The sequence below is a fragment of the Aeromonas sp. PS2Canimalfood6 genome (genome assembly GCF_048276795.1).
In the GTDB taxonomy this organism is placed as follows: domain Bacteria; phylum Pseudomonadota; class Gammaproteobacteria; order Enterobacterales; family Aeromonadaceae; genus Aeromonas; species Aeromonas caviae.
The window spans coordinates 61,121-72,824 of sequence record NZ_JBLUXC010000008.1; the positions used below are offsets into that span (position 1 = coordinate 61,121).

The following is an 11,704-nucleotide window of genomic DNA, read 5'->3' on the forward strand; positions in this document are numbered from 1 at the left end:
CTCAGTCTTCCCGGGTCACGCGCAGCACCTCTTCGAGGCTGGTCTGCCCCTTGAGCACCTTGTCGATGCCGTCGCGGCGGATGCTGGGGGTGTGACCCCGGATCAGCCGCTCGATGGCGAGCTCGCCGCTGGCGCTGTGGATCGCCTCGCGCACCGCCTCGTCCACCACCACCAGCTCGTGGATGCCGGTCCGGCCGCGATAGCCGGTGTGGTTGCACTGCTCGCAGCCCACCGGACGCCAGATCTGCTGATCCGGCGCAAGCTCGATGCCCATGGCAACACGCTCCTGCTCGGTGACAGGGTGCGGTGCGCGGCAATCCGGGCAGAGGGTGCGCACCAGCCGCTGGGCCAGTACCGCCAGGAGCGACGAGGAGAGCAGGAAGGGCTCGATCCCCATGTCCCGCATCCGGGTGATGGCGCCGATGGCGGTGTTGGTGTGCAGGGTCGACATCACCAGGTGACCGGTGAGGGATGCCTGCACCGCGATCTGGGCGGTCTCGAGGTCACGGATTTCCCCCACCATCACCACGTCCGGGTCTTGGCGCAGAATGGCGCGCAGGCCCCGGGCGAAGGTCATGTCCACCTTGCTGTTGACCTGGGTCTGGCCCACCCCTTCGAGGTCATATTCGATGGGGTCTTCGACGGTCAGGATGTTGCGATCCCGGGAGTTGATCTCCGAGAGGGCCGCATAGAGGGTGGTGGACTTGCCCGAACCGGTCGGGCCCGTCACCAGGATGATGCCGTGAGGCTTGCGAATGAGTTCGCTGATGATGTTGCGGTTGGCCAGCGTCATGCCGAGCTGCTTGAGCTCGAGGCGCACGTTGTTCTTGTCGAGCAGTCGCAATACCACCCGTTCACCGTAGCTGGAGGGCATGGTGGAGACCCGCACGTCCACCGCCCGGCCGCCGATGCGCAGTGAGATGCGGCCATCCTGGGGCACCCGCTTCTCGGCGATGTCCATGCGCGACATCACCTTGATGCGCGACACCAGCAGGGAGGCGAGTTTGCGATGGGGGCGCAGGATCTCCCGCAGCACCCCATCGATGCGAAAACGGATCACCAGGGCCCGCTCGAAGGTCTCGATGTGGATGTCGGACGCCTCTTCTTTTATCGCCTCGCTCAACATGGCATTGATGAGGCGAATGATGGGGGCGTCGTCGTCGGCATCCAGCAGATCCTCGCTCTGGGGCAGCTCTTCGGCCAGGGCAAAGAAGTCCATCTCGTTGCCGAGATCCTCCATCAGCTGACGCGCCTCGGAGGAGTCACGCTGATAGTGGGCCATCAGGAGCGTCTCGAACTCGTCGTTGCCAAGCTGCTCCACCGCGAAGGCACAGCCCGCCACCCGTCGCACCTCCAGCAGGGTCTGGGGGGAGATCCCCTGACGACAGAGCAGCACCGGGGCACCCTGGCGCTCGGTCAGGATGGCCCCGAAGTTGCGGGCAAACGCGAACGGCAGTTCCGGCAGGGGAGCCGGCAGCTCGCTGCCATCGAGCTGGTAGGCGGCCATCAGGGCTTGCTCTGCACGAAGGGCTGCTCCTGCACCTGGGCGCGCACGCCGGTGGCGGTCGCCTGCTGCTGGGCCTGCATTCTCTGGATCTGCTGCTGCACCTCGGGGGACATCATCACGTCCTGGCCATAGGCGGGCAGCACCTGGCGAGCCGGCGAGGTGGCATAGCCCTCTTCCGCAGCCCGGCTCAGCTGCTCGGCCCTGAACAGGGTGTACTTGTTGCTGGAGACCCCGGAGTAGACATTGGCGTCACGCAATATGGTCGGGCGGATGAAGACCATCAGGTTGCGCTTGGCGGTGGAGGTCTTGGAGGAACGGAACAGGTAACCCAGCACCGGAATGTCCCCGAGCAGGGGCACCTTGGAGATCTGCTCCTGGGTCTGTTCGTCCATCAGGCCACCCAGCACCACTGTCTCGCCGCTCTTGACCAGCACGGCGTTCTTCACGGTGCGGGTATCGAAGGTGGGGCCCAGGTTGGCGGTCCCGGTCGCCTGCTTCTGTGCCACGCTGGAGACCTCCTGCTCAATGTTGAGCAGCACGGAATCTCCTTCGTTGATCTGGGGCGTCACCACCAGCTTGGTCCCCACCGTCTTGCGCTCTATGGTGTTGAACACCTGATCGCTGGTGGTGGAGCTCTGGGAGCCGCTCTGCACCGGCACTTCCTGACCGACGTTGAAGGAGGCTTCCTTGTTGTCCATGGTGACGATGCTCGGGGTGGAGAGGATGTCGTTCTTGCTGTTGGTGGAGAGCGCCGTCACCAGCGCCGCCCAGTCTCCGTGATAGAAGCCTGCCGCCATGCCGCTGAAGCTGCCCGCCAGGGATGACAGGCCGTCGGTGTTGCCGTTGTCTTTGTAATCCTTGGCGGCGATGGCCAGGGAGCCGATGGGCAGACCGGTGTCGGTGAACTGGGTGCCGCCGCCATTGGTGTTGGCCCACTGCACCCCGAGGTTCATGCCGTCACCATCCGATATCTCGACGATGATGGCCTCCACCAGCACCTGGGCACGGCGAATGTCGAGCTTGGCGATGACCTGCTCCAGCTCGGCCATCACGTCCGGCTGGGCGGTGATCACCAGGGCATTGGTGGTCTCGTCGGCGGAGATGGCGAGCTGGCCGCCGCCGATGCTGGCGCCGCCCGTGGCCGTGGCAGCCGCCCCGCCCTTCTTGTCGGCGGCGATGCTGGAGCTGACCCCCTTGAGGACGTCCACCAGATCCTTGGCCTTGCCATATTTCAGGTAGAAGACCCGGGTGTTGCCCTGGCTCTGCAGATCCCGGTCGAGCTGGCGCACCATCTGGATGATGCGGGCACGGGCCTTGGGCTCGCCGCTGATGACCACGGAGTTGGTGCGCTCGTCGGCCACCACCTTGGGGGAAAGCAGCAGCGAGGCGTTGGCCCCCTGATTGCTGCCATCCTTGTTGAGGTTGGTCACCAGCCGCACCATCTCGCCGGCGGAGGCGAACTTGAGCTTGATGACGTCCATGTCCTGATCCCCCGCCTTGTCCACCCGGCGAACCACCTCCACCAGGCGGTTGACCACGGCGGCGCGGCCGGTGATGAGCAGCACGTTGGAGGGCTCGTAGTGGACCACGTTGCCGCCGCCGGCGTTGTCGTTGAGCTGACGCAGCAGGGGGGCCAGTTCACGGACCGAGACATTGCGCACCGGCACGACCCGGGTCACCATCTCGTCACCCACGCCGGGGTTGGTGTCATCCACCACGGGGATGGCCGAGGTCTTGGCATCCTTGGAGCGCACCACCTTGAGCACGCCGTTGTTCATGGGCACCACGGCAAAGCCGTAAACGTCGAGCACGCTCAGGAAGAACTGGTAGTACTGATCCTCGTTGAGCAGGTCATAGCTGCGCACGTTGATCTTGCCGCGTACCGATGGCTCTATGATGATGGTTTTGTTCAGGTTCTTGCCGACCGTGTTGATGAACTCCTCGATGTCGGCGTTCTTGAAACTGGCGGAATACTCGGTGGCCCAGGCAGAACCGGCCATCATCAAGGCTGCCGCCATGGTGGCCAGACGCCAGCCCTTCCCTTTATTTGTCATTCTTGGTGCTACTCCAATTCATTATTCTGACAAGCCGACATAGACGTCATAGAGCTGTCCTTGCCGCTCGACGGTGACGGTCATTTCCGTGGCGCCCGCCACCTGCTGCATCGCCTGCATGGCCTGGGCGTTGTCACGCAGATCCAGGCCGTTGATGCTGACCGCCAGATCGTTGGCGACCAGTCCGAGTTGATTGAACAGTTCCGGATTGCGACCCGGGTTGAGGCGATAGCCGGTCATGCGACCGTCCACCCGGACCGGAGAAATATTGAGGTAATCGGTGATCTTGCCCGGGTTGCCCAGCAGTTCGCTGCGCACGGAGGAGAGCCCCTCCTGGCGGGCCGGTTTGGGCAGGGGCTTGCCATACTCCTCCCCGTCCAGCATCAGGGTCTCGTCACGGCCGTCCCGGGCGATGATGACCCGATCGGCAAACACCTGGCGGATCCTGGCCTGGGTACCGTCGATGTAGTCCCCGATGCCGTAAGAGTTCTGTGTCCCGTTGTGGGCGATGATGGCGATGGACTTGGCGGGATCCGAGCTTGCCAGCACCCCGTTGAGCTGGGCGTTGAGCTGGGTTTTCGGGGCATCCACCGCCACCGTCTCTGCCGCCTTGTCCGCCTGGGGTTGCAGCGCCTTGCCAAAGAGAGAGAGGCGGCTGAGGTTGCCAAGATCGAGGCGATCGCCACCACTCCCCTGCACCGAGGTGACCGAGGGTTGCCAGGGGGTCAGGGGTGCGGGCTGGGCCAGTTCGTACAGGCGCCAGGTGAGCACGGCACACTGCTGGGCCAGCAACAGCAGCAGAAGCCAGAACAGGGGCTGGCTGAAACGGGAGAGTGGCATGGCCTTGCAGCGAGCCAGAAGGGAAGTCAACAAATCATCCCTGAACGGTAGCGTCATCTTTCTCAAAATTGTCTGGCATCCAAGTCGGTTGGCTATTGTGTACGGCAATGGACCCAGAGACAACCGACCGGATGGGACCAAGGGGTGAAAATTCAGTTTCCGTCACACCCGGATGCCCCCTGTTTCTATCCCGGGGCCCGCCTCTGGTATAATCAGGCACCTTTTCAGCCATCCCGGAGCCGATCCATGTCGAATCCAGCACAAAGCAGCACTCAGGTCCGTCTCGACAAGTGGCTGTGGGCCGCCCGCTTTTACAAGACCCGCAGTCTGGCGCGGGATCAGATCGACGGCGGCAAGGTGCACTACAACGGCCAGCGCACCAAGCCGGGCAAGGCGGTCGAGGTCGGCGCCCTGGTGCGATTCTGGCAAGGCCAGGACGAGCGGGAGGTGCGGGTGCTCGAGGTGAGCGAGCAGCGCAAATCCGCCCCGCTGGCCCAGCAACTCTATGAAGAGACAGAGGCCAGCCTGAAGAAACGGGCCGAAAACAGCGAAGCCCGCCGCTTCAACAGCCAGTTTGCCCCAAGCCCGGAGCGCCGACCCGACAAGCAGGAGCGACGCCAGCTTATCCGGGTCAAGCAATCCTAATCCGCGTCTGTGGCCCCTTTATGACGACAGGTGGAGGAATTAGTTCCTAACCACCTGTTTAACAATGTGTTTATTTTTCCCCAAGAACATCCTAGGAAACCATGATGAGTAACCAAGACCTCCTGTATCGCTATCTGTTCGAAGAGTACGAAGTGCGTGGGGAGCTGGTCCAGCTGGATCGTACCTACCGCCACATCATCGACGCCCAGAACTACCCGGTACAGGTGCAGCACCTGCTGGGCGAGCTGCTGGTTGCCACCAGCCTGCTGACCGCCACCCTCAAGTTCGAAGGCTCCATCACGGTGCAGCTGCAGGGGGACGGTCCGGTGCGTCTGGCCGTCATCAACGGCGACAACAACCAGCAATTGCGCGGCGTGGCACGCTATGAAGGGGAATTGCCGACGGACGGCAAGCTGCAAAGCCTGATCGGCAACGGCCATCTGGTCATCACCATCACCCCGGATCAAGGAGAGCGCTATCAGGGCATCATCGCCCTGGAGGCCGACACCCTGGCGGCCTGCCTGGAGCACTACTTCGCCCAGTCCGAACAACTGGCCACCCGCCTCTGGATCCGCACCGGCCACCACGAGGGCGAGCCCCGTGCGGCGGGCATCCTGCTGCAGGAGCTGCCGGCCCAGAGCGAGGATCACAGCGAAGATTTCGACCACCTGGTCCAGCTCACCACCACCATCAAGGACGAAGAGCTGTTCGGTCTGGACGCGGAAGAGATCCTCTACCGCCTCTACCACCAGGACAAGGTACGGGTGTTCGATCCCCAGGCCATCGAGTTCCGCTGCACCTGCTCCCGCGCCCGTTGCGAAGGGGCCTTGCTGCAGATAGACAAGGAGGAAGCGGTATCCATGGTGCAGGAGCTCGGCAAGATCGACATGCACTGCGATTACTGCGGCGCCCACTACGAATTCGACGGGATAGACATCGAAACCCTGTTCAGCAGGGCTCCCGGTAATGATGCAAACCAGTTACACTAATCAAAGGCGGGCAAAACCCGCCTTTAACTTAAATAACAAAAAAATACCCTATTTTATAAAGTTTGATGGCGATCGCTAAAAACTACCACCTAGGTGGTAGCATGAACGTCAGATAGAACCCTACACACCTCTGAACCCAGGAGAATACAATGACAATCGTGGTAGAACCCACCCTGGCCCAACAACTGAAGCTGGACCAATACGGTATCAAAAACAGCCAGGAAATCGTTCGCAACCCCTCCTATGAGCAGCTTTTCGCTGAAGAGACCCGCTCAGACCTTGAGGGCTTCGAACGTGGCGTCGTCACCGAGCTTGGCGCCGTCAACGTCAACACCGGCATCTTCACCGGCCGCTCCCCTAAAGATAAATATATCGTCAAAGATGCCACTACCCAGGATACTGTGTGGTGGTCTGACCAGGGTAAAAACGATAACAAGGCGATTACCCCGGAAGTGTGGTCACATCTGAAAGGGCTGGTCACCAAACAGCTCTCCGGCAAGCGTCTGTTCGTGGTGGACGGCTTCTGCGGCGCCAACCCGGACACCCGCCTGGCGGTGCGCATCATCACCGAGGTGGCCTGGCAGGCGCACTTCGTGAAGAACATGTTCATCCGCCCGAGCGAAGAGGAGCTGAAGGCCTTCAAACCGGACTTCGTGGTGATGAACGGTGCCAAGTGCACCAACCCGAACTGGAAGGAGCAGGGTCTCAACTCCGAGAACTTCGTCGCCTTCAACATGACCGAGAAGATGCAACTCATCGGCGGCACCTGGTACGGTGGCGAGATGAAGAAGGGCATGTTCTCCATGATGAACTACTTCCTGCCCCTGCGCGGCATCGCCTCCATGCACTGCTCCGCCAACGTGGGCAAGGATGGGGACGTGGCCATCTTCTTCGGCCTCTCCGGCACCGGCAAGACCACCCTCTCCACCGATCCCAAGCGTCAGCTGATCGGCGATGACGAGCACGGCTGGGATGATCACGGCGTGTTCAACTTCGAAGGGGGCTGCTACGCCAAGACCATCAAGCTCTCCGAAGAGGCCGAGCCGGACATCTACCACGCCATCCGCCGCGATGCGCTGCTGGAGAACGTGACCGTGGCCGCCGATGGCACCATCGACTTCGACGACGGTTCCCGCACCGAGAATACCCGGGTCTCCTACCCCATCTATCACATCGACAACATCGTCAAGCCGGTCTCCAAGGCGGGGCACGCCACCAAGGTGATCTTCCTGACCGCAGACGCCTTCGGTGTGCTGCCCCCGGTCGCCAAGCTGACCAAGGAGCAGACCAAGTACCACTTCCTGTCCGGCTTCACCGCCAAGCTGGCCGGTACCGAGCGCGGCATCACAGAGCCGACCCCGACCTTCTCCTCCTGCTTCGGCGCGGCTTTCCTCAGCCTGCACCCGACCAAGTACGGCCAGGAGCTGGTGAAACGGATGGAAGCGGCAGGGGCTGAAGCCTATCTGGTCAACACCGGCTGGAACGGCACAGGCAAGCGGATCTCCATCAAGGATACCCGTGGCATCATCGACGCCATCCTGGATGGTTCCATCGAGAAGGCGCCGACCAAGGTACTGCCGGTGTTCAACCTGGAAGTGCCGACCGAGCTGCCGGGCGTCAACCCCGCCATCCTGGATCCGCGAGACACTTACGCCGACCAGGCCGAGTGGGATGCCAAGGCGGCCGATCTGGCCGGGCGCTTCATCAAGAACTTCGAGCGCTTCACCGACAACGACGAAGGCAAACGCCTGGTCGCGGCGGGCCCGCAGTTGTAAGAAACGCGCCTCGCGTCTCGCAATCCCGTACCGGTCAGCCCTGCTGGCCGGTATTTTTTTGGCCGATGCGCGGCATATGGCTCCCGCCAAGCCTTGCCTTGACGGCCCTTGCGCGTTAGATTCAGCCAAACTTTATACAATATACAATTTTGCAACCTGCCCGTGACCCCAGCATGACCCCACCTTACAAGACCCGAACCCAGATGGTGATGGAGAACCTCCGCGGCCGGATATTGCGTGGCGAGTTTGCTGCGGGCGCCCCCCTGCGCCAGGACGCCATCGCCAAGGAGCTGGCGGTGAGCCGCATCCCGGTGCGGGAAGCCCTGATGCAACTGGAAGCTCAGGGGCTGGTGAAGTTCGAGGCCCATCGCGGCGCCGTGGTGACCATGCTGGATGCCTCGGCCATCGAGGAGCTCTTTTATTTGCGGGCACTGCTCGAAGCCGATACCCTGTTCCACGCCGTCGACCTGATGACGGAGGAGACCTTCGCCCAGGCGCAAGCCATCCTCGCCCAGTTTGATCTGGCGCTGGAGTCTGGCACCCAGATCGAACACTGGGCCGAGTTGAATCACCGCTTTCACGCCACCCTTTACCAGGCAGCCAATCGCCCCCAGGCACTGGAACTGATCGCCCAGATCAATCTGAGCTGCGACCGCTATGTGCGTTTCGAACTGCTGTTCGACCAGGGCGGCGTGGACAAGGCCGAGCGGGAGCACGCCCGACTCCTTGAACTGTGCCGCGCCCGGCGCAAGCACGAAGCAGTGGTACTGCTCAAGCAACACATCGAGGCGGCAGGCCAATCGATCAGACAGATCCTGGCAAGCGGCCACCATCAATGAACACTCACATCACCACAAGCTGGCAATAACGACATGAACCATTTCGAGATTATTGAAACCCGCGTCGCCCAGGTCAGGGCCACACTGGCCACGCTGGAGCTGGACGCCTTCATCGTTCCCCACGACGACGAGCATCTGGGGGAGTACATTCCCGCCTATGCCGAGCGGCTGGACTGGATCACGGGTTTCAACGGCTCCGCCGGGCTCGCCATCATCCTGGCGCATCGGGCGGCCCTGTTCATCGACGGTCGTTATACCGTGCAGGCCCGCATGCAGGCGCCGGCCGAGCTGTTCGAGTTTCTCCACCTCAATGAAGACCCCCACGTGCAGTGGCTGGCGGAGCAGTTGCCCTCAGGCTCCCGGGTCGGCTTCGATGCCCGCCTGCACAGCCTGGCCTGGTATCAGAACGCCAACGCCGTGCTGGCCGATCACGGCATCGAGCTGGTGCGCATCGACGAGAACCCCATCGATCTGCACTGGAGCGATCGTCCCGCTCCGACCAAGAGCCCTGTCATCCTCTACAGCGAGGAGCTGGCGGGCCAGTCCAGCCAGGCCAAGCGCGAAATGCTGGCCAGCGATCTGCGCAAGCGCGGGCTGGATGCGGTGTTGCTGACCCAGGCCGAGCCCATCAACTGGCTGCTCAACCTGCGTGGTCGCGACGTGGAACGCCTGCCGGTGGTGCTGGGCTTTGCGGTGCTCTACGCCAACGCCACCATGGATTTCTTCGTCGACACCGACAAGATCGACTGCTTCGCCTTCAGCCAGCACGTGGGGCAGGATGTCTCCGTCTACCCCATCGACAAGCTGGGTGACGTGTTGCAGCGCATCGGCGAGGATCAGCAGAAGGTGCTGGCCGACCCCAACACCGCCAACGCCTGGACCCAGCTCGTGATGGAAGAGGCGGGCGCCATTCTGGTGGCCGGCCAGGATCCCACCATGCTGCCCAAGGCGTGCAAGAACCCCGTGGAGCTGGCCGGCATGCGTGCCGCCCACCTGCGCGACGGCGTTGCCGTCACCCGCTTCCTGGCCTGGCTGGATCGCCTGATCGCCAGCGGCGAGTTCGACGGTGTGGACGAAGGCACCCTGGCCGACCAGCTGGAAGCCTTCCGCCACGAGCAGGAGCACTATGTGGAGCCGAGCTTCGACACCATCTCGGCACTCGGCCCCAACGCCGCCATGTGCCACTACCGCCACACCAACGGTACCCCGCGCGCCTTCGGCCAGGACAGCATCTATCTGGTGGACTCCGGCGCCCAGTACCTGGACGGCACCACCGACATCACTCGCACCGTCAAAGTGGGTGAGGTGACTGACGAGCACAGGGCCATGTTTACCCGGGTGCTGCAGGGTCATATTGCCCTGGATCAGGCCCGCTTCCCCCGCGGCACTGCCGGCATCCAGCTCGACGTGCTGGCCCGCATGCCCCTGTGGCAAGCCGGTTACAACTACGACCATGGTACCGGACACGGGGTCGGCCACTTCCTCAGCGTGCACGAAGGTCCGCAGCGCATCGCCCCCAAGGGCAGCCTGGTGGCCCTGCAGCCGGGCATGGTGCTCTCCAACGAGCCGGGCTACTACCGGGAAGATGCCTTCGGCATCCGCTGTGAAAACCTGGTGGTGGTGACCGAGCAGGAAGCCCGTGGCGAGCTGACGATGCTGGGCTTCGAGCGACTGACCTATGTGCCGTTCGACATCCGCCTCATCGATCGCAGCCTGCTGAGCCCGGCGGAGTTCCGCTGGATCAACGAATACCATGCGGAGGTCTACCGCCGTCTGAGCCCGCTGCTGGAGGGCGAGGATCTCGCCTGGCTGGAGCAGGCGACCAGCCTCCTCTGATGACACAGGGCCTGCGGGCCCTGTTTCTTTATCTGCGGCATGCCACAAATGCCCCCCTTGCATCGACTCCCCGCCCCTTCTACCCTGTGCCTCCTTTTTGGCTGCCCCGCAGCAGAGACCCGATGAGAGGAGCCCCGATGCACTCGTCCCCCGTATTGCGCCTTGCCACCCACACCGACATGCACGCCATCTGGCAGATAGATGCCGATGTCTTCGGCGAGGATGTCTACCCCGGTTTCTTCTTTCGCCAGGCCATGGATCTGTGGCCCGAACTGCTGGTCGTCGCGGAGCGGGAAGACCGGCTGCTGGGCTATGCCCTGGGGGGGCTTGGTCAGGATCGGTCGCAGGGCTGGCTGCTCTCCCTCGCGGTGCGTCCCGAAGCGCGCGGCTTCGGCCTGGCCGAGCAAATGATGTTGCAGGTGGAGCAGGCTCTGGCGCATTTGCAGGTTGCCCGGGTGAGGCTGACCGTGGATCCCGCCAATCCGGCCCAGCGCCTCTACTTCAGGCTGGGTTATCAGCAGTTGGCAGAAGAGAGAGGCTACTTCGGGCCGGGCGAGGATCGCCTGCTGCTGGAAAAAGCCCTGACCTGACCATCCACCACCGGCACGGGAGTCTTCCGGCCACATAATTGGTTACACTTTGCGGGTTTAATTCGCAATCTGGTTGGCGTAAAGTGCAATTCATCACCAGATTAATCCGATGCCCGCCCAGGAGGCCCATCATGTTCAAACGTATTGCTCTCGTCACCCTGCTGGCGGCCACCACCGCCATCACCGGCTGTGCCAACAGCGACGTCTACTCCGGCGATGTCTACACCAAGGATCGCGCCAAGCAGGTACAGACCGTCAGCTATGGCACCATCCTCTCCACCCGCCCCGTCAAGATCCAGGCCGATGAGAACTCCCTGATCGGCACCATTGGCGGTGCCGTGGTCGGCGGCCTGCTCGGCAGCACCATAGGCGGCGGTCGTGGCAGTGACATCGCGGCGGCCGGTGGCGCCATTGCGGGTGCGGCGGCCGGCAAGGCGGCAGGGGACAAACTCAACCAGGTTGACGGGGTCGAGCTCGAGATCAAGAAAGAGAACGGCGAATCCATCGTGGTGGTACAAAAGGCCAGCCCCACCTTTGTACCTGGTGCCCGGGTCCGCATGACCCAGGGCAACGGCACCATCAACGTGGCCGTGGTGAACTGATAGCGCCGCTCAAGGTGCAACTGCCAT

At 62.8% G+C, this 11,704-nt stretch carries 10 protein-coding genes; 7 read left to right on the plus strand and 3 right to left on the minus strand.

From position 1 onward, the window contains the following. Position 1 precedes the first annotated feature (1 nt). Genes exeE through exeC form a run of 3 tightly spaced genes read right to left on the minus strand, consistent with a single transcriptional unit; the run spans position 2 to position 4,431 of the window. Positions 2-1,507, minus strand: coding sequence for a GspE family T2SS ATPase variant ExeE (exeE, locus tag ACNPAA_RS05500; protein ID WP_042014784.1), 1,506 nt, complete (start codon positions 1,505-1,507; stop codon positions 2-4). Further along, the gene (exeD, locus tag ACNPAA_RS05505; RefSeq protein ID WP_010675726.1) at positions 1,507-3,561 is read right to left on the minus strand and encodes a GspD family T2SS secretin variant ExeD; all 2,055 of its coding nucleotides are present in this window, start codon (positions 3,559-3,561) and stop codon (positions 1,507-1,509) included. The genes exeE and exeD overlap by 1 nt, the downstream gene beginning before the upstream one ends. Positions 3,562-3,582: 21 nt before the next feature. Then, a complete protein-coding gene (exeC, locus tag ACNPAA_RS05510) occupies positions 3,583-4,431 on the minus strand; it encodes a GspC family type II secretion system variant ExeC (RefSeq protein ID WP_270835689.1) in 849 nt (282 codons plus the stop codon). 216 nt (positions 4,432-4,647) lie between these two features. Here exeC and hslR point away from each other — a divergent pair, with 216 nt between their 5' ends. The 7 genes from hslR (at position 4,648) to ACNPAA_RS05545 (ending at position 11,677) form a co-directional block, all read left to right on the plus strand. Further along, positions 4,648-5,046 (plus strand): ribosome-associated heat shock protein Hsp15, encoded by a 399-nt coding sequence (gene hslR / locus ACNPAA_RS05515; RefSeq protein ID WP_010675728.1) that lies wholly within the window; start codon positions 4,648-4,650, stop codon positions 5,044-5,046. 104 nt (positions 5,047-5,150) lie between these two features. Next, positions 5,151-6,035 carry an Hsp33 family molecular chaperone HslO gene (gene hslO / locus ACNPAA_RS05520; protein WP_010675729.1) on the plus strand — a complete coding sequence of 295 codons (885 nt, stop codon included), beginning with the start codon at positions 5,151-5,153 and terminating at the stop codon, positions 6,033-6,035. Positions 6,036-6,184: 149 nt separating this feature from the next. Continuing rightward, the gene (pckA, locus tag ACNPAA_RS05525) at positions 6,185-7,810 is read left to right on the plus strand and encodes a phosphoenolpyruvate carboxykinase (ATP) (RefSeq protein ID WP_069784268.1); all 1,626 of its coding nucleotides are present in this window, start codon (positions 6,185-6,187) and stop codon (positions 7,808-7,810) included. A gap of 173 nt (positions 7,811-7,983) precedes the next feature. Next, positions 7,984-8,649, plus strand: a complete 666-nt coding sequence (locus ACNPAA_RS05530) for a GntR family transcriptional regulator (protein WP_103858235.1) — start codon at positions 7,984-7,986, stop codon at positions 8,647-8,649. A gap of 33 nt (positions 8,650-8,682) precedes the next feature. After that, the gene (locus ACNPAA_RS05535; protein ID WP_041213951.1) at positions 8,683-10,485 is read left to right on the plus strand and encodes an aminopeptidase P family protein; all 1,803 of its coding nucleotides are present in this window, start codon (positions 8,683-8,685) and stop codon (positions 10,483-10,485) included. 137 nt (positions 10,486-10,622) lie between these two features. Beyond that, positions 10,623-11,075 (plus strand): GNAT family N-acetyltransferase, encoded by a 453-nt coding sequence (locus tag ACNPAA_RS05540; RefSeq protein WP_270835690.1) that lies wholly within the window; start codon positions 10,623-10,625, stop codon positions 11,073-11,075. Between the two features lie 131 nt (positions 11,076-11,206). Further along, positions 11,207-11,677, plus strand: a complete 471-nt coding sequence (locus tag ACNPAA_RS05545; RefSeq protein WP_010675734.1) for a glycine zipper 2TM domain-containing protein — start codon at positions 11,207-11,209, stop codon at positions 11,675-11,677. Positions 11,678-11,704: the final 27 nt, after the last annotated feature.